Annotated in this window: 16 protein-coding genes; 7 read left to right on the top strand and 9 right to left on the bottom strand. The window is 45.5% G+C overall.

Annotated elements, in window-relative coordinates; genetic code table 11:
* The first annotated feature begins 16 nt into the window (after positions 1–16).
* Both AC1DE7_RS22120 and AC1DE7_RS22115 read left to right on the top strand, forming a co-directional pair.
* Positions 17–790, top strand: a complete 774-nt coding sequence (locus AC1DE7_RS22120; protein WP_477535174.1) for an isocitrate lyase/PEP mutase family protein — start codon at positions 17–19, stop codon at positions 788–790.
* A gap of 50 nt (positions 791–840) precedes the next feature.
* Complete coding sequence (locus AC1DE7_RS22115) at positions 841–1,359, top strand: hypothetical protein (protein WP_076252018.1); 519 nt, start codon at positions 841–843, stop codon at positions 1,357–1,359.
* Between the two features lie 162 nt (positions 1,360–1,521).
* On the opposite strand, the gene AC1DE7_RS22110 is transcribed toward AC1DE7_RS22115, so the two are convergent.
* The 7 genes from AC1DE7_RS22110 to AC1DE7_RS22080 all read right to left on the bottom strand — a co-directional run bounded on the left by AC1DE7_RS22110 (position 1,522) and on the right by AC1DE7_RS22080 (position 7,594).
* Positions 1,522–2,220 carry a hypothetical protein gene (locus AC1DE7_RS22110; protein WP_477535173.1) on the bottom strand — a complete coding sequence of 233 codons (699 nt, stop codon included), beginning with the start codon at positions 2,218–2,220 and terminating at the stop codon, positions 1,522–1,524.
* Positions 2,217–3,092 (bottom strand): ATP-binding cassette domain-containing protein, encoded by an 876-nt coding sequence (locus tag AC1DE7_RS22105; RefSeq protein WP_477535172.1) that lies wholly within the window; start codon positions 3,090–3,092, stop codon positions 2,217–2,219. Before AC1DE7_RS22105 ends, AC1DE7_RS22110 begins: the two co-directional genes overlap by 4 nt.
* Positions 3,089–3,469: a GntR family transcriptional regulator gene (locus AC1DE7_RS22100; RefSeq protein ID WP_036611682.1), complete on the bottom strand. Its 381-nt coding sequence runs from the start codon at positions 3,467–3,469 to the stop codon at positions 3,089–3,091. Before AC1DE7_RS22100 ends, AC1DE7_RS22105 begins: the two co-directional genes overlap by 4 nt.
* A 99-nt stretch (positions 3,470–3,568) precedes the next feature.
* On the bottom strand, positions 3,569–3,739 hold the full coding sequence (locus tag AC1DE7_RS22095) for an aspartyl-phosphate phosphatase Spo0E family protein (protein ID WP_017691550.1): 171 nt from the start codon (positions 3,737–3,739) through the stop codon (positions 3,569–3,571).
* 244 nt (positions 3,740–3,983) lie between these two features.
* Positions 3,984–5,366 carry a transcriptional regulator gene (locus AC1DE7_RS22090; protein WP_091012369.1) on the bottom strand — a complete coding sequence of 461 codons (1,383 nt, stop codon included), beginning with the start codon at positions 5,364–5,366 and terminating at the stop codon, positions 3,984–3,986.
* Positions 5,367–5,638: 272 nt separating this feature from the next.
* On the bottom strand, positions 5,639–6,556 hold the full coding sequence (locus tag AC1DE7_RS22085) for an aldo/keto reductase (RefSeq protein WP_076213731.1): 918 nt from the start codon (positions 6,554–6,556) through the stop codon (positions 5,639–5,641).
* A gap of 147 nt (positions 6,557–6,703) precedes the next feature.
* Complete coding sequence (locus tag AC1DE7_RS22080; protein WP_036611691.1) at positions 6,704–7,594, bottom strand: diacylglycerol/lipid kinase family protein; 891 nt, start codon at positions 7,592–7,594, stop codon at positions 6,704–6,706.
* 380 nt (positions 7,595–7,974) lie between these two features.
* Between AC1DE7_RS22080 and AC1DE7_RS22075 the strand changes: the two genes are divergently transcribed.
* The 3 genes from AC1DE7_RS22075 (at position 7,975) to AC1DE7_RS22065 (ending at position 12,615) form a co-directional block, all read left to right on the top strand.
* Positions 7,975–9,492 (top strand): leucine-rich repeat domain-containing protein, encoded by a 1,518-nt coding sequence (locus AC1DE7_RS22075; protein ID WP_477535171.1) that lies wholly within the window; start codon positions 7,975–7,977, stop codon positions 9,490–9,492.
* A gap of 310 nt (positions 9,493–9,802) precedes the next feature.
* A complete protein-coding gene (locus AC1DE7_RS22070; RefSeq protein ID WP_477535170.1) occupies positions 9,803–11,143 on the top strand; it encodes a glycoside hydrolase family 30 protein in 1,341 nt (446 codons plus the stop codon).
* 311 nt (positions 11,144–11,454) lie between these two features.
* Positions 11,455–12,615, top strand: coding sequence for an MFS transporter (locus AC1DE7_RS22065; protein ID WP_477535169.1), 1,161 nt, complete (start codon positions 11,455–11,457; stop codon positions 12,613–12,615).
* Positions 12,616–12,752: 137 nt separating this feature from the next.
* Here AC1DE7_RS22065 and AC1DE7_RS22060 read toward each other — a convergent pair whose 3' ends face one another.
* A complete protein-coding gene (locus AC1DE7_RS22060; RefSeq protein ID WP_036611704.1) occupies positions 12,753–13,715 on the bottom strand; it encodes an endo-1,4-beta-xylanase in 963 nt (320 codons plus the stop codon).
* A 260-nt stretch (positions 13,716–13,975) separates the two neighbouring features.
* Here AC1DE7_RS22060 and AC1DE7_RS22055 point away from each other — a divergent pair, with 260 nt between their 5' ends.
* Positions 13,976–16,270, top strand: coding sequence for a 5'-nucleotidase C-terminal domain-containing protein (locus AC1DE7_RS22055; RefSeq protein WP_477535168.1), 2,295 nt, complete (start codon positions 13,976–13,978; stop codon positions 16,268–16,270).
* A 144-nt stretch (positions 16,271–16,414) separates the two neighbouring features.
* On the opposite strand, the gene AC1DE7_RS22050 is transcribed toward AC1DE7_RS22055, so the two are convergent.
* Positions 16,415–17,104 carry a hypothetical protein gene (locus AC1DE7_RS22050; RefSeq protein ID WP_477535167.1) on the bottom strand — a complete coding sequence of 230 codons (690 nt, stop codon included), beginning with the start codon at positions 17,102–17,104 and terminating at the stop codon, positions 16,415–16,417.
* A gap of 337 nt (positions 17,105–17,441) precedes the next feature.
* Here AC1DE7_RS22050 and AC1DE7_RS22045 point away from each other — a divergent pair, with 337 nt between their 5' ends.
* Positions 17,442–17,798, top strand: coding sequence for a hypothetical protein (locus AC1DE7_RS22045; protein ID WP_477535166.1), 357 nt, complete (start codon positions 17,442–17,444; stop codon positions 17,796–17,798).
* Positions 17,799–17,860: the final 62 nt, after the last annotated feature.

Below are 17,860 nucleotides of genomic sequence, written 5' to 3'. Positions count from 1 at the left end.
GGAGAGTCAACATAATATGAGTACCTTAGAAGAAAAAGCAGCGTTGTTCCAACAATACCATGTGAAAGGAAAACCACTTGTTCTGGTCAATGTATGGGATGCCGGAAGCGCACAAGCCATCCAATCCGCTGGAGCAACGGCCATTGCTACCGGAAGCTGGTCCGTTGCTTCGGCCCACGGTGAACACGACGGTGAAGCCATGTCATTCCATCTGGTGCTTGCCAATCTCGCACGGATTACAGCGAGCGTGGATCTGCCTGTAACGATCGATATAGAGGGAGGGTATGGGAGGTCTGTGTCAGAAGTGAAGCAAAATATCCTGCAAGTCATCGATCATGGTGCTGTAGGAATCAACATGGAAGATCAACTTCCCGCTGGCTTGGGATTGTACACTGTGGAGGAGCAATGCCCGAGATTGTCCGCCGCCCGGGAAGCTGCGCAGCAGGCAGGCATCCCGTTGTTCATTAACGCCCGCACAGATATTTTTCTGCAACATGCACCTGAACACCATAACCACTCTCTCCTGGAGGAAGCACTTATACGTTCGAGCCATTATGCAGATGCAGGAGCCAGTGGTCTGTTTGTACCCGGTTTGCAGGATCACCAACTGATTCAGGAATTGTGTGAGCGTTCACCGCTGCCAATTAACGTTATGGTTACGTCTCCTGAGCCTTCACCAAAACAGCTTGCCACACTGGGTGTAGCACGTGTAAGTTACGGGCCATATCCCTATCTGCAAGTTATGGAACACCTAAAAGAACTGGGGAGAAACATTTTATCGGGAAATTAACAGGAGGGCATGTTATAATCACCTCTATTGAACATTTACAGGAGGCAATTATGCTTAACGTGGAACAAAAGCTTGAAGTACTACAATCGTATCCCCAACTGCAACGCAAAGATGTTTCTCTCGGTCGAGTTAATTTCCACTACGAGGATAGTGCGTATGATAAAAAAATTGTTGCTCTCCATATTCACCCTAATGGAAACGGTTATATCTATGCAGGACTACTGCCTAACTATGAGACCGATGCTAAAGGATTCGTCAATATTCGTGATTACTCCGAAGCAGATCTGCGCACCTTGTTAGATGAAACGATCCAAGCGATGTCTCACAATCCCAACGCAGTTGAATTCCAAGAGCCAGAACAAGTAAAAGCTGCTGCTCCTGCATTGTCTACAATCTCTACGGGTGGCGGAACGTGGATCGATGAAGATGGACATACGCTGACTTTAAAATACGAAGATGACATGTGGTATGTGTATTCCGGTGATAACCTGGATATGGCTTTTGAAACGCGTAGCGAAGCTGGCGAGTATCTCAAAGACGAAGGATTCAAACCGCAGGCTCAGGCTTAAGGGTGCACCTTCATTTGGAATTCCGCACAAAGATTGTTGAATAGGTATATTCAGTGATTTAATATGATACAAAAAACACGAGGCGTGTTCGCACTCGTGTTTTCTGATTTCGGAATGATTTCACTTAGATTCCTTGCCCAGTTCCTTTATAACTGTTTCCTGTCAGTCTTTTTTGGATTTCATGGTAAGCGGCGCATTCTTCATCATGGGGTACGTAGATAGAAGTAGCGCACCACCAATGCATCCCAGAACGGTGAACAATGTCATGCGATTGATCCTAGCAATCCACAACATCAACTCACCAAGATCGCCCAATGTAATTATCAGCGTAAAGAACAAGCCAACCCCGAAGAACATAATGAAGAAGTTACGCATCCCCAAGCGCATCCAACAAACCGTTGGGAAGACAGAGATTCCCAGTACGAGAAAGCCACTCATCAGATCGATCCACAGGTAGGATAAAAAATGATATTTGTTTGAATACAACATGCCTGGTTGATAAAGGGTTACGTCAACAATTCCTTTTTCCTGAAGCAGGTGTATGAGGAAATACGCCACATGCAGAATGACCATGGTGCCTGCAACCATCCATACCGAGTTCATATAGAAGGATTTCATGAATTGAATTCGTGTACTGCCCATACCAATCGCAACCGGAAACAGTGTAATCATTCCCCCGATGGCAAACGCACATATCCCTCCGTACATGGGACCAAACAGTTGCGTAGCATACGAGACATCAAATATGAAGCCAATGGCCAGATATACAACGGCGAGCATTAGAGCGATGGATGAAAATATGCTCAGAAACAAACGCATATCATCGCGAATCAGTCGGTTCGTACCTTTTACTGCGTTCATGGTTTAACCCCCTCTTGATTACGGGTCCTGTTAACCAAATAATCTTGTAATGTCACTTTCTCAATGGAAAGCCCCTGTGAATGAGCGATATCCTTCCACATTTTCGAGTAGGGCTCATCAATCATCACTTTTACAGTTGATCCCATCTGGGAAGACTCTATAACTTTAACACCTGCTGTAACTCGGTTAATATCATCAATTCCCCCTGTTAGAAGAACTCCTTTTTCGCGCATCTCTTCCATCGGTTGATTTAACAACACCTCTCCGGCTTGCAAAACGATAAGGGACTCACATAAAGGCTGAATCTCCACAATATGATGACTGGATATGAGAATCAGACGCGGGTTATCTTCATAACTTTCCAGTAGCGCATTATAGAAGAATTTACGCTTCTCAGCATCGAGTCCATTGGTAGGTTCATCCAGAATGGTTATCTTTGCATTACTGGCAAGACCCAATATAATCTGGGCAGCAGTCTTCATGCCTTTCGAAAATTTAATGATCTTTTTCTTCGCCGGTAGTTCGAACACATCGATTAAACGTTCAGCCAAATCCTGATTCCACTGCGGATGAAAATATTGTCCCATTTGAACCATATCACTAACTGTCCAGTTTTTCCCCAGGGGATGATTCTCCTGGATGTAGCACAGATGCTCTTGGGCAACCAGATTATTATAGGGGTCTTGACCCATGATCTGAACGGTTCCACTGTCCGGGCGGTTATGCCCTGCAAGTAAACTCATCATGGTTGTTTTACCCGCTCCATTTCTTCCCCAAATTGCACTAATGATTGGCTCACTCTCATGTAGCGTAACCTGGTTCAGAACGGGCGTCTTCTGGTAGCTGTAGTTGACCTGCTCCATATGAATCATAACTCACTCTCCTTATCCTTCTTGCCGCGAATCAGATCAATGATCATGTCTTCATTCATGTGAATCCGTCTGGCTTCTTCAAGTAAAGGCTTGATGTATTCTTCATAAAAATCTTGCTTCCGTTCAACGAGCAATGCTTCTCTTGCTCCCTTTGCAACAAACATTCCAACACCTCGCTGTTTGTATATAATCCCCTTGTCCACGAGTTCCTGCAGTCCTTTGCGGGCTGTAGCCGGATTGATATTGTAGAAGCGTGACAGTTCATTGGTTGAGGGAACCTGTTCTTCCACCTTCAATCTGCCTTCCACAATATCGTCCATAATCATTGTGGCAATCTGATGAAAAATAGGCTGAGATTCATCCAAAGTCGATTTCATGTGCTTCCAACTTTCATACGTATTCATTAGTCAGTTAGTCGGTTAGTTACTCATGTAACTAACTATAGTATACAAAAACGCAAATGTAAATAGGCGAACTTAATTCATCGCCTTTCCTACCTTGGCTCTGTTGTATTGATTAATAAGCCCGTCCAGGACTACGGATTGCTGGATCACTTCCGGATGAAGCAGACTGCCGTATTCCATATGCATTCGATATAACAACTGTCTGGCATCTTCGATCCGTGATATCAAATCCAGGCGATCCATAGTATTCCTCCTTTTTGTCATATTTTAGTGTATTATGCCAATCAAAAGCGCATGTGAGATACGACATACTTATTCTTCCACTTTGATACACAAAAAAAGAACGCTTCTGAAATGAATTCAGAAGCGTCCATTGGTTCAGGCTTATGTCCCTAAACCGTGATCATTTGTTCGGTAAATTGAAGGGTCTGGATTCTCCACAGTCGGGACAGGTCCAGTAACAGGAGCTACAATGCTCACCACTATACTACATGTAACTATCAGCAAAGCCAGCTTTCTCTTCATTGAGTTTCTGCACCTCACCAATCAAGATTTTGTACTGCTGTATAGCTGTGTCAGACGCATATTCCCTGTATTGCTCAAACAGTCCGACACCTCTAAGCATACCTCGTCCATCGCTAATTTCAATAGAAAATCTCAAGCTGTTCAGTACAAAATCTAACCCCTCCACAAACCTGTCTTTTTTAAGACAATACGTGCCTAATCCAGCTAAAAGACGAACGTAGCGATCATCGGTTACCTGCTTGCTTACTTTCCCAATCCGATTTCTCTGTTCATGATAAGTGAAGTATGGCTCATATTGATTGAGTACATGATCTATGTTCATATCATAACGGTTAGCAGCCGTTACAATATCACAAAGCGCTGGAAATATCTCATTTTCCTTCGTTGAGATATACGCGAGGTAGTCAGGTAATACTTCAAACTGCCCAGCCATTAATTGATATATATAACGATTACCCTCAGCCCATTCCTGAAACTGATGAATAACCACTTTTTCTTCAGGTTCAGGCTCTTTCACCCAACTGTAATCGGAGTATAATGCAACATACTTCAATGCCATTTCATAGTTGTTCAAGTGGAAGTGGGCACTTCCACAGGCTAAATACGCATACATAATATAAAAAACGATAGGTCGTTTGGTCTCTTCTTGTTTCCTTCGGCCATTCATCTCATAATGGATGGCTGCTTTCACCTTCAGCTTTTCAGATAGTTCCTGAACTTTACTCCATCTGTGAAGTGATGCAAATGCATTAATTAGTTCGTTAAGCGCATCCAATTGATAGCGCTCATCCAGCCGATCCACATAATATTCGAACCGGGCTGCGATAATCAGATTCCGCTGCTGATCATTAGTCAGTCCCAACCGGAACAGTCGATACTGACAGAGTGCAAGCCGCTCGGAATGTTGCATTTTCTCGCTTTCAGCAATGTTTTCATATAGAAGAATGGCCGGTTTGAATTTACCCGCTTGGTAGAACTCTTCAGCCACATCAAATAACAAAGGAATATAGGATAGATTATCCATCATCAGACGAATAACCTCTTCAATACAGTCCAACTTGTCCAACTCGGCACAGCGATGAAGGAAGGGTCCCAGTCTTCGCCAGTCCGGGGTCGCGTGTACAAAACACTCGTCTATGTATAACTCATAGAAGTAACCTTCTTCCAGTCTCATGGCGGAAGTAATGCGATCCAACTGCTGCATGGCAATAGGCCGATTTTTATTCAAAATATTGCTGAGCGTACCCGAATTAATCCCTGACGTTTCCGAAAAATGACTAATGGACATCTGTTCACGCTTCAGATAACTTTCCAAGTGATCGCGTATCGTGGTTGTCGACTCCAAACGAACACCACCCTCCAAAATAAAAAACATAAACGGGATTATCGGTATGCAAAAGTAATTATATGTAATTAGAAAGTATCGGTCAATATAATATTTTCAACTAATTTGTATTAAAACCATTTTAATCCTTTTTTAAAGCGGACAATCCTATCCTTATTTTATATCGGAAGCACGTCTGGCATCAAACCTGAAAATAGACAAAAAACACGAGCCATCTACGGGCTCGTGTTCTCAACTGACTCAGCAGTCATCATGCTCACTATAACTTGGATTTAAGGCAGTATATTGCCTGCCGCACGGTAAATTTCATACCACTCTGGACGAGTGAGATGAACATCTCCTGCTTTTACACAGTCTTGCAGACGTTCAATATTCATCGTGCCTGTCACAGGTTGCATCTGTGCAGGGTGACGAAGCAACCATGCGATTGCAATCGTTGTATTGCTCACGTCATACTTCGCAGCAATCTCGTCGATCTTTGCATTCAATTCCGGGAACTTGTCGCTACCCAGGAATACACCTTCGAAGAATCCGTACTGGAACGGGGACCACGGCTGAATGGTGATATCATGCAGACGACAGTAATCAAGAATGCTACCGTCACGGTTAACCGCGGCATCGTTCTCCATGTTCACATTAATGCCACTGTCAATCATCGTGGTATTGGTAATACTCATCTGCAACTGGTTGGCTACCAGTGGCTGTTTCACGTATTTTTTCAACAATTCGATCTGGTTCGGATTCTGGTTGGATACCCCGAAGTGACGCACTTTACCTTCGCGCTCCAGTTGATCAAAGGCTTCAGCCACTTCCTCCGGCTCAACCAATGCATCAGGACGGTGCAGCAGCAGAACGTCAAGATATTCCGTTTTCAGACGTTGAAGGATACCATCCACCGAATTCAGGATGTGCTCTTTGGAGAAATCAAACATGCCTTTGCGGATACCGCATTTGGATTGAAGAATCATATTTTCACGAACTTGGGGATTCATCTGTACTGCTTCGGCGAAGATCTCCTCACATGTTCCTGTACCATAAATGTCGGCATGGTCAAAGAAATTTGCGCCAACCTCCATTGCAGAACGAACAAAATGTTCGGCTTCCTTACCGTCTAGTGAATTAATCCGCATGCAGCCCACCGCGACTACAGGTACTTCTAGTGCACTGCTGCCCAATTTAATCGTTCTCAAGATGTTTTCCCTCCATATTCGAATATTATCGTGTATCTTACCTTTGATTGTGACATATATCTGCAATCGGTTTCAATAGCTTTATCCTACATTCATATGGAGAAATGATAGGTTCTTCATTCCAGCCTATAGATCCAAAAGAATAAACTATACTTCTTCCGGTATAATGACCTCAATATGCCTTGGCAGGACACGGATATGAATCGGCAGGGCAGGACCTTCTTCCCCATCTACATTAGTGCGAATGGCTTCGTCTGAGCGAACATGAACTTCTTTGGCTGTAAAATAGTCCACGTCCTTATGGTCTTTCAGACTACCAAATAACAGGGAGGTGCCCAGGGTCAGACTGTTGAACACACTGATATTACGAACAACAAAACAATGTATCAGACCATCGTCCACCTCTGCATCCGGGGACAACTTCTCGAATCCTCCGACCGAGTTGGTCAGCGCCGCCAGAAAAAGTGGCGATTCCCCCTCCCAGAGCTGTCCGTCATATTCGATGGTTAGATGATTGGCTGGTGTATTCACCAGGTCTTTCAAGCCTTCTTTGAGATATGCGAATGATCCCAACTTCGACTTTTCTTCCGAGGATACGGAGAACAAAGCTTCTGCCAAAGAACCTGCAGCCACAACGTTGGCAAACAGGCGATCATTGATTTTCCCCAGATCCACGATATGGGTCTGATTCGAACGTAACTGCCTAATGGCTTCTTCCGGGTCAAGCGAGATATTCAGCGCACGCGCAAAATCATTCACCGTACCTAGCGGTATAACGCCTAATCGGGGACGATGATCCTGATCCATCATGCCGTTAATCGTCTCATGCAGCGTACCGTCGCCTCCGATGGAGATGACCAGATCACAGCCGTCTTTGCAGGCGCTCAGACAGTAGTTGGTGGCATCACCTTCCCCGGCCGTCTCATTAACCACCACCTCATACTGCTGTGACTCCAGAATTTCTCTGACTTGGGACACATACTGCTCGGCCTCTTCCTTACCTGATGATGGATTACTAATGATCATGGCTTGGCGCATACTCACATCTTCCCCTCCAAATTGGCATCTTTACTTCATCTTTACCCTTTTCAAGGGTGGGTTGAATAGGGTCTGCGGGAGATGTTTTATTTTTTTTGATAAACATGTCTCTGAAGAGTGCAGAGCAGGGTTTGTTTCATATAGAATAGAAGTAGAGAAATACCCATTACGAAATTCCTTGTTCCTTTTTCCCGTTGACGGGTTAATAACTATAGATGTGCTTTGAGCCGAACCTGTATATGTTAAACTCTTCAATTCACACTGAACACTCCGTGGGCAGAACAACCTTCCGGTCGCTGTTATCGTGTAGATACTATACTTAACTAACTCAATCTGTTCGGATTATTTTATAATTCTAAAAATCGGAGGGAATGCATGCAATGAGAAGAATGACGCTATTATTTCTAGTATTCATCCTGAGTCTCGGGGCATCGGGGCAAGCCATGGCTTACACAACTACGGACTTGGGCGAGGGAATCATTGAAGATCCCGCTTTGGAGGACGGACTGAAGTTAATCCTGAACAAACCTCTGGATATGCCATTAACTTCAACGGATCTGGAGCAACTTGAGGTGGTAGATCTGAGCAATGCAGGTATTCACAGCCTGTCCGGTCTCGAATATGCAACCAATCTGACTCACCTCCGATTATATGGGAATGAGATTGAGGATCTCACACCGCTGGCGCACCTAACCCAGCTTCGCGAGATCGATGTTCGCAATAATTACATTACATCCATAGACGCACTTACTGAATTAAAAGACTTGGGACGGCTGTATATCAGCAACAATTCCATTTCTTCCATAGAGGTTGTACGTGGGTTCAACCGATTACATACGTTCCACGCCAGCGGTAACCAGATTGCCAGTCTTGCGGCCCTCTCGGATGCGGATGCACTGAAGTGGCTTGAGATCTCGAACAATACGATTAACGATCTGACACCGCTCATGGGTAAAACCCGGCTCCAACAACTCAATGTAGCAAACAACCAGGTTCAGACGCTGGACGTACTGGCTGATTTGCCAAATACACTGCGGAATCTGAATGTGGCAGGTAATCAAATCACGGATCTGACACCACTGGAACATATGACACGCCTTCGGACACTTGATATCTCTGGTAACCAAGTACAGCATCTCAAGGGGCTTGAGGAACTGACTGGGCTGACAGAGCTGAATGCAGAGTCCAATCAGATCTATGATCTGGAACCTTTACGGCAGCTTTCCAGCCTGGACGTGTTGAAATTATCCAACAACCGGGTGTGGGATCTGACACCGATCGCAGGTTTTACGTTTACCCGTGATCAGTCAGCGACAAATGTTATACAGGATATCTCGGCGTCTACCTCGTTATCCTCGGGTATTCAGACGTCTGTCTCAGAGGTTGAGCCTGCCGGACTCACGGTGCAGAACAATTATCTGGATGTTGTGAGTGGCAGTCATACGATGCAACTTCTGAACCGGATGAATGTGCGGGAGCAGAAACGAACGCCCCAGGGCAGCTTTCAGCGTCTAATCGAAGGGTCTACCACCGCCTATGTTGGGGATCGTGCTTACGCACTGGATGCTGCACCTTTTATCGATGAAGGCCGGACCTATGTGCCTCTGCGTTTTGTCTCGGAGCAGTTAAACGCCCGTGTGAACTGGAACAGCGGTACGCGCGAAGCTGTGATCACACAGAATGATAAGACCATCCGCTGGAGCGTGGGTAACAAACAAGTTGTCGTGAATGATACACTTGCGATCAATGATGCTCCTCTTCTGATGAAAGATGGTAAAGCTTTTGTACCGGTTCGCTTCATCTCGGAGCAATTCAATACCTCTGTTGGTTACATCGGAAGCAGCAAAACGATTCTGATTTTTGAAAATAAACAGCTTGGTGAGAGTGTACAGCCTTAAGTTGTGTCTCACGTTCATTTACAGCCATAAGAGAATATGAGAAACATAGCGCAAGTCCCCGTCTGAATAATCAGCGGGGATTTTGTTGTGTTATGACAGTTGTGTTAAGACATTGGATAATGGTATATGGACATCGCCGATCACAAGCAAATACAGCATACGATCTGTCTATGCGAATACGAACTCGTAATACTCCATCTTCGATTAGGGTAAATTTCACACGGTTTAGCATATCTTCTTTTGCCGTGGGAGTTGTTATACTGAACGTAATATATATGACAACTGAGGTTCAAGCGAGGAGGAAATTCACATGACATTTACGCTCACTGGTTATTCCACAACCCAAGACAGCCCGTGGAGAGAGCTATCTTTTATACCGACAAATGAAAGCGCTAACTTAAAACTGACAGGTGAACAGCACCAACTTGTGGAAGGGTTTGGCGGATGTTTCAACGAGCTTGGTTATATGGCTCTGTCCCACTTGAATGAGGAGCAGCGCCATGAGGTATTTCACTCTCTTTTCCATCCCGAGGGCGAGCACAAGTTTAACATCTGTCGCCTGCCGATCGGCGCAAGTGATTATGCAGAGCAGTGGTATAGCCACAACGAGGTAGACGGCGACGTGGCCATGGAACATTTTTCGATCAATCGTGATTTCAAATACCTGATTCCCTACATCAAGGAAGCTCTGACTTATAACCCGAACCTGCAATTCTTCGCCTCGCCATGGAGTCCGCCAACGTGGATGAAGTCGCCCAAAGCCTTTAACTATGGGACACTGCGCTGGGAGAAAGATATTCTGGAGGCCTACGCCCTGTATTTCGTAAAGTTTGTACAGGCTTACCGTGACGCAGGCATTACGATCCATCAGGTGCATGTGCAGAACGAAGTGATTGCAGATCAGAAATTTCCTTCTTGCATGTGGACAGGCGAGCAGCTTCGTGAGTTTATTGCCGATTATCTGGGCCCGGCTTTTGACCAACACGGTCTGGATACGGAGATCTGGCTGGGAACGATCAACGCCCCGGATCCATGGGAGGAATTAATCAAGAAAAAAACAAACGACTTCGATGAGTACGCCGGGCTTGTCCTGAGTGATCCAAAGGCCTATTCCTATATCAAAGGTGTTGGATATCAGTGGGCAGGCAAAAATGCGATTCAACGTACCTCGGCGAGTTATCCGGAGCTGCGTTATATGCAAACCGAGAACGAATGCGGTGATGGCAACAACTCATGGAACTATGCCAAGTATGTATATAATCTCTATCAGCACTACTTCAGCAACGGAGTGAACGCGTACATCTACTGGAACATGGTTCTGGAACCCAAAGGCCGTAGCACATGGGGCTGGGAGCAGAACTCCATGATTACGATAGATCTGGACAATAAGGAGGTTACTCGTAACCCGGAGTATTATGTGATGAAACACTTCGCGCATCATATTGTTCCTGGTGCTCGAAGAGTCGGTCTGTCAGGCGCGTGGAGCGGGAAATCCGTTGCCTTTCGCAACCCGGATAACAGTCTCGTTATTGTCATCAACAATCCATTCCAGGACCGTCGTGACCTGTATCTAACCCTTGAAGAAGGACAGACCCTACACATGGAGCTGGAAGCCGATTCATTCAACAGCATGGTTATTCATCCGAAATAACTAATCCAACACATCGTTAAAAACGCGAACATCAATAGCGTCAGGCCCCAAGGATTCCCCGGGCCGGCGCTATTTTTCATGGGCCATTCAATGCCTAATGTCACCATTATTGCTACTGTAGAACACAAACCGAAGACAACTTAAAGAAATGACGTTTCACCTTTTATATTTACAAATCTATAAATATAGATATAATGTAATCCAGAGAACTTACTCTCATGTCCATCATATTATAGGAGGCAAGGCAGGCTCATTTCGACACAATATATCTACTTTTCTGTATATTTAAATTTATTGGAGGTACGCTTTGCATGAAATCACAACAGGTCAATCCACTCCTTATCCTGATTCTGGCACTCGGGGTATTCGGGATTATTACAACAGAAATGGGAATTGTGGGGGTACTGCCTCAGGTTGCGAATAAATTCAACATTACGGCTGCACAGGCAGGTTGGCTGGTCAGTATATTTGCGCTAGTCGTAGCCATTGCGGGCCCTTTTCTCACCTTGCTGGCATCCGGGATGAATCGCAAAATTATCCTTTTAGCCGCTGTGCTGATGTTTGCCATTTCAAACGTGGTCTATGCCTACGCCACAACATTTGATACCATGCTTATCTTCCGTATCATTCCCGCGTTATTCCATCCCGTCTTCTTTTCCGTAGCCCTGGTCACCAGTGCCCAACTTGTTCCGGCAGAGAAAAGCAGTCAGGCCGTCGCCAAAGTATTCACCGGAGTTACCGCGGGCTTTGCCTTGGGCGTGCCACTCACATCGTATCTTGCTGAACGCCTATCCCTCGAAATCGCCTTCCTGTTTGGAGCGATGGTCAGTGTGGTCGCTTTGATCGGCATATGGATCTGGCTACCCTCGATGCCCGTGAAGGAAAAGATGTCCTATGGCAAGCAGCTCGGTATTCTGCGCAAACCTGGATTATGGCTGAATGTTGCCGCAGTCATTTTTATATTCGCCGCCATGTTCTCCGTGTACAGCTATTTCGCCGAGTATCTTGGACAGGTCACCCACATGAGCGGATCATGGATCAGTGTCATGCTGACCGTCTTTGGTGTCGTCATGATCATCGGAAATTTGGGGTTTGGACAGTTTCTGCGTAAGAGCGTGGTCCGCACTGTCCTCATGTTCCCCCTGCTGTATGTAGCAGCTTACGCACTCGTCTATTGGGCCGGTCCCCACTTCATGTGGATGGTTATTGTAGTCATCCTCTGGGCATCCGTGCATTCAGGAGGATTAATTGTAAGCCAAACCTGGTTAACCGCTGAAGCGCAGGACGCGCCTGAATTCGGCAACAGCTTGTATGTATCCTTTTCTAACCTCGGTATTACCCTGGGTACTGCTATCGGCGGATGGTTCATCGCAAACCTGGGAATACATCAACTGATCTGGAGCGGAATGATATTTGCGCTGATCGCTTTTGTATTGGTTTGGATTAAAATTAAATGTTTCCCTGCACCATAAATTGCCGAACACTGTTGAGAGAAAGCACTAACACAAATAGCGCCATATTCCCATGCTTAACATGTAGAACAGGCGCTATTTGGTGTTATATGATTACCGGATTTACAAAGGAAGCTCAGATTCGTGCAAACGCACGCTTAAGGATTGTTCGCCAGGTAGTTTCTCAGCCATTGCATAGCCGGACGTTCTGTACCGTTGCTATTGACCAAGTGGGAACCAGCCTGCCAGGTTTGATTCTGGTTGTAACCCCACAGCGTCACACCTTTAACAGCAGAGTGTTTCCACAGCACAGGGAATTTCTGCTGATAACGTTGCAATTGTGTATTATCGTCACCTGTCATATCCAGCTCGGATACATAGATTGGTAGCCCCGTAGCCGCAAGCTTGTTCAGTACCGTGTTCATTGTGTTCACAGAAACGTTGTCCATATTGAAGTAATGCGCCTGGATTCCAATACCATCAACTAGACCTCTGTTTTTCAAAAGGTTGATAATCTGGATATATTGGTCCGCTTTAGCAGGATCACCGATAATACCATATTCATTAATTAACAATTTAGAGTTAGGGAAGGCTTGTCTCGCCTGTTGGAATGACCAGATAACCCAATCCCAACCCGTTGCCCCATCTCCACCAATGGCATTGCGATAGGATGGTTTCGCATGCAGAGGTTCATTCACCACATCAACGAAGGCAGACTTCGAATACCGCTGTCCTGCCGCTTTAATCCATTGTGTCACTTCAGCCTTCTGATCTGCGGCTGAGAGACTGTTAATCCAATTTGGCTGTTGATTTCCCCATACGAGCGTATGGAACTTGAACGGAAATCCGTTATTGTTAGCATAGTTGTAGGCCATGTCCGCCTGGCCCCAATTCATTACGTTGCGTGTGCCTTCAACAGCATCCCACTTGGTTGAGTTCTCCGGAGTTACCTGATTCCAATATGGACTAAAATTCGAAGGAACCTGGTTGGCAATAATATTGCCCAGAAATTTGCTACCTTTCGCCAGACCAGCGCTCACACTACCAACCGCAACAGAAGCAGCGAGAATCCCTACCAATGCCAGTGAGCCGACTGTTTTGAACCACTTAGACTTAATCAATGATTTTCCTCCTTAGTATTCTTTTTTGTAAAGCGCTTACAAACATCATTTTACTGGATAATTTTGGTTTTTAACACCTGTCAAATTATAGTATTTTATTGTAAAAAAATAGATTTAAATGCTTTTTCTGAAGTTATTTATAGATTCACTCACTTAAATCCAACATAACTCTTACATTGGAGTTTACATTCACCACATGTTTATCTAGTATGAAATGATACATATCTTTACACACACTAGATAACAAGGGAGATTACAACATGCGCAAAATTTCAACGAAACGTTTCGCCGGATGGCCTTTATCTTTCCTCTTATGTGCCTCCATTTTGTTCGCCCCGTTTGCTTCCACTCCGGTTCAGGCTGCTGAGGCAGACAAGGAGACCAAGATTACGTTGCTGGGTACATCGGATATACATGGTCGATTCATGCCGTGGGACTATGCTCTGGACGGTCCAAACCCAACCGGTAGCATGACACAGCTCTACACCATTGTGAAAAAAGTCCGTGCGGAGAATCCCAATACGATCCTGCTGGATGCAGGAGACATGATTCAGGATAACTCGGCTGAGTTGTTCAATGATCAACCTCAATCTCCCATGATGGTTGCAATGAACGAAATGAAATATGACGCATGGGTTATGGGTAACCATGAGTTTAACTTTGGACTGGACGTACTGGAGAAGATCTCTTCCCAATTCAATGGACAGCCTCTCGTGGGTAACATTTTCAAAGAAAACGGCGACCGCTACATGCCTGCCTATACGATTATCGAGAAAGACGGAATCAAAGTGGGTGTTATCGGAATGAACACACCTATGATTACCGAATTTGAAAAAGGCACGGATCACCTGGACGGCATCATCGTCAAAGATCCTGTGGAAGAGACCAAAAAGGCCATTGCTGAGCTGAAAGGCAAAGTCGATGTCATGGTTGGACTCATGCATATGGGATTGGACAACGAGAACGGTAATCCGGGAACCGGAGTGACGGATATCGCCAATGCCAACCCGGAGCTGGCTGCCATTTTTGCCGGACACATGCATACTTTGATTGAATCCCAAACGGTTAACGGCGTATTGATCTCCGAACCGAATAAATATGGCTCACATATTTCACGAATCGATCTGACATTTGAAAAAGACGGCGACAAAGTTGTGCTGAAAAGCAAAGAAGCTCAAGCACTCGCTGTAAAAGCAGCAGACGGAACGTATGAAGTCTCCGATCCTGCGCTGGAAGAGACTTTGCACCCATTCCACGAGTTCGCTCGTGCCGATGCCAACATTGAAGTGGCTGAACTGAAAGGAACGAACCTGGTCCCTGCTGATGAGATTAAGGGTATACCTGCGGTGCAGATCCAGGAAACACCTTTGTCTGATTTTTTCACCGAAGTGATGTTGCATTACAGTGATGCCGATGTGGTCGCGCATCAGATTGATAACGACAAAGCCAAGCTGGATGTAGGCCCGATTAAGAAAAAGGATATTGCATTCAACTACCAATACACCTTTGGTGAAGTGACCGTATATGAAGTAACCGGACGCGATCTAATGGATTATATGGAGTGGTCTGCGGGGTACTTCAACTCCGCACGCCCGGGTGATGTGACCGTCAGCTTTGATCCGAAACGACGTGCTTCCAAATACAGCACCGATGATTTCTTCGGCGGCGTAACATATGAGATTGACCTGACCAAGCCATACGGTAGTCGGATTACAAATCTCAAGTACAGCAATGGATCCGTTGTCAAAGAAGACGATACGCTGAAGCTCGGTATGAATGCCTACCGGATGGAAGCCCTGATTGCCAAAGGCGGCGCCATGGAAGGGCGTAAGTTCAAGCAGCTCTGGTCCTCCAAGGACGCCTCGGCATTTGGTGAGATTCAAGGTACGATTCGCAACCTGTCCATCGCTTATCTGAAAGATGTCATGAATGGTGTCTACGAACCGAAGATTCAACACAACTGGAAAATCACCGGCGTAGACCTGACTGCACCGGAACGTGCAGATGTGGTGGAGTTAGTTAACGATGGCATTATGTCTGTGCCAACAACGGAAGATGGCAAGTACACCAACATTGCCTCCATTAACATTTTGGATGCGGTGACTCAGGAAGAGATTGATACGCTATCTGCCAAAGCAGATGTGAGTGCGGCACAATTCGCAGGCGTGAAAAACAAGGGAGCATTCTATCAACAGCTGAACAAGGCTCGGAAAGCAGTAGGTAGTGGTGAGGAAGCAACTACTCCTACACCTGAGAAGCCGACAACGCCAACAGTACCAAAACCAACACCAACTCCAGGCACGTCGAAACCTGGTAAACCATCCACACCAAGCACGGGTAAACCAGGAACTGTCACCAAAGGCAAACAAGCCAAGGTTACTGCGGCTTACCTGAACGTACGCGCTGGCGCTTCATCCAAAGCCAAAGTTGTTGCTGCGGTACCAAAGGGCACTGTGCTTGAGGTGATCAGTACAGACAAGTATGGCTGGGTAAAAGTGAAGCTGGATGGACGTGTATCATTTGTATATGGGAAATATGTAAGTATTTTGAAATAGATACAATCGTGACGCACCACGCTTAACGAAAAAGAAAAAGGGCGATTCTCCCATGAATATCATGGTCGGGATCGCCCTTTGTTATGTTAAACGAATGGTTATGCGTATGGCCCTTCCTCTACTGCTCTAGGGGAATGAAGTCATTTAGCCTTGTGGTTGGTTCTTGATTTTATCCATAAAAGCGTCCAGCTGGATGCCATTCGTTTGTTCCATAAAATCACGCAATTCCTCCGATTCCCCCTCGTAGGCGGCAAGTACGTAGTCATCATCGACAATATAGTACGTGCCGTAGCGAGTGAATGAATATCCTCCCTGCTGTTCTCCGGTCGTCCCCTTTTTGACTACAGCGATAATCTTCATACCTGGTTTAAGTTCAGGCTCCACACCTGCGAAGTCAGCGTTGTAAAATAAAAAAGTATCCTCGGGTACATCATCTCCTGTTACTACTTCATTTACCTTCACCTGATAAGAGATGAATTCAGGTTGGTAGGATGTGATTCCATTAGCCCTATCCTTATCAGCCACCTTTCGTTCAGGCGTACCGGGTTTAGTCGATAGCTCCACACGAAAACTCGGCAACACCTTCACGACCTCCGCCACAACGATCCCATCCCCAAACGCCATGACCTCATTGAAGCTAACTTCTCTCATGTTAATCGTCGCGGGGACGCCAGTGGATAGCGGATATTCCTTGCGGAGTTCATTCATTCGATCAGAGGATAACCTGCTCCCTGCGGCATTAAACGATTCGTAAAAAGGGGACGAGCACCCGGATAGGCTGACCAGAGCCAGTACGATACTTAACAACCAACATGTCCTCTTGACTCGCGGCATATCTTATCCCCCTTTTCCTGATAAAAAAATAAAACACAGACATCCATGTCTGTGCAGTCCATTAAAATTTCGGTTGTACTCGCTCCGGCCGGGTAATACGTAGTATATAAAAGTACCACTATTATAAAAATTCTTTCATGACTAGCGACATACGTGTAATATACGATTGATTATCCTATAGCTTTTTTACGGGTACCCATATGCTACCATATCCCATTTTCCAGTTCCAGCCTCAATGGAGTGATTTTTGTTCTTTATTCCATTGATGTAAAGGAACTTTGATGTCTCTAAGACCGTCCATACTTATAGATGTATTAAAAAGGAGGTGAGCAACTCGATGTCCATTTTACGAAGATTATTCGTATTCCCGTTTATCTTGCTTCTGCTAACGTTCGGATGCGCAGATAAATCCGAGGAACAAGGGAAAGAGAAGCCACATGTACGAGGAATTATTACGGATTTTGAGGAAGAAAGAGGTCAGGTACTCATCGAGAATAAAGAAGATGGCGGTGTTGATTCTGGACCGATTTGGGTCTCGCTCAGCAAGGACGCCGAACTCATCATCGAAGAAGAGATTGTCACCGTCTCTTTGGATGAGACACTCGTTGGTCGAAGTGCAGAAGTGTGGATCGGTGGATTTATCAATCAATCTTACCCTCCCCAAACCACGGCTGTGAAGATGGTCATTCATTAACACCAAGCATATACGCCGATACATTTCGTTTCACGTGGAACGTTATGATACACATACGAACA

The sequence above is a fragment of the Paenibacillus sp. 10L310 genome, assembly GCF_056395745.1.
The sequence above is the reverse complement of the archived record's forward strand: the minus strand, read 5'-3'. Positions and strand labels throughout refer to the sequence as shown.

What these genes read in the sequence shown, in the direction of transcription:
- AC1DE7_RS22120 (WP_477535174.1), top strand. Translation starts at nt 17, where the DNA reads ATGAGTACCTTAGAAGAAAAAGCAGCGTTGTTCCAACAATACCATGTG.
- AC1DE7_RS22115 (WP_076252018.1), top strand. Translation starts at nt 841, where the DNA reads ATGCTTAACGTGGAACAAAAGCTTGAAGTACTACAATCGTATCCCCAA.
- AC1DE7_RS22110 (WP_477535173.1), bottom strand. Translation starts at nt 2,220, where the DNA reads ATGAACGCAGTAAAAGGTACGAACCGACTGATTCGCGATGATATGCGT.
- AC1DE7_RS22105 (WP_477535172.1), bottom strand. Translation starts at nt 3,092, where the DNA reads ATGATTCATATGGAGCAGGTCAACTACAGCTACCAGAAGACGCCCGTT.
- AC1DE7_RS22100 (WP_036611682.1), bottom strand. Translation starts at nt 3,469, where the DNA reads ATGAAATCGACTTTGGATGAATCTCAGCCTATTTTTCATCAGATTGCC.
- AC1DE7_RS22095 (WP_017691550.1), bottom strand. Translation starts at nt 3,739, where the DNA reads ATGGATCGCCTGGATTTGATATCACGGATCGAAGATGCCAGACAGTTG.
- AC1DE7_RS22080 (WP_036611691.1), bottom strand. Translation starts at nt 7,594, where the DNA reads ATGCGCCAAGCCATGATCATTAGTAATCCATCATCAGGTAAGGAAGAG.
- AC1DE7_RS22075 (WP_477535171.1), top strand. Translation starts at nt 7,975, where the DNA reads ATGAGAAGAATGACGCTATTATTTCTAGTATTCATCCTGAGTCTCGGG.
- AC1DE7_RS22070 (WP_477535170.1), top strand. Translation starts at nt 9,803, where the DNA reads ATGACATTTACGCTCACTGGTTATTCCACAACCCAAGACAGCCCGTGG.
- AC1DE7_RS22065 (WP_477535169.1), top strand. Translation starts at nt 11,455, where the DNA reads ATGAAATCACAACAGGTCAATCCACTCCTTATCCTGATTCTGGCACTC.
- AC1DE7_RS22055 (WP_477535168.1), top strand. Translation starts at nt 13,976, where the DNA reads ATGCGCAAAATTTCAACGAAACGTTTCGCCGGATGGCCTTTATCTTTC.
- AC1DE7_RS22050 (WP_477535167.1), bottom strand. Translation starts at nt 17,104, where the DNA reads ATGCCGCGAGTCAAGAGGACATGTTGGTTGTTAAGTATCGTACTGGCT.
- AC1DE7_RS22045 (WP_477535166.1), top strand. Translation starts at nt 17,442, where the DNA reads ATGTCCATTTTACGAAGATTATTCGTATTCCCGTTTATCTTGCTTCTG.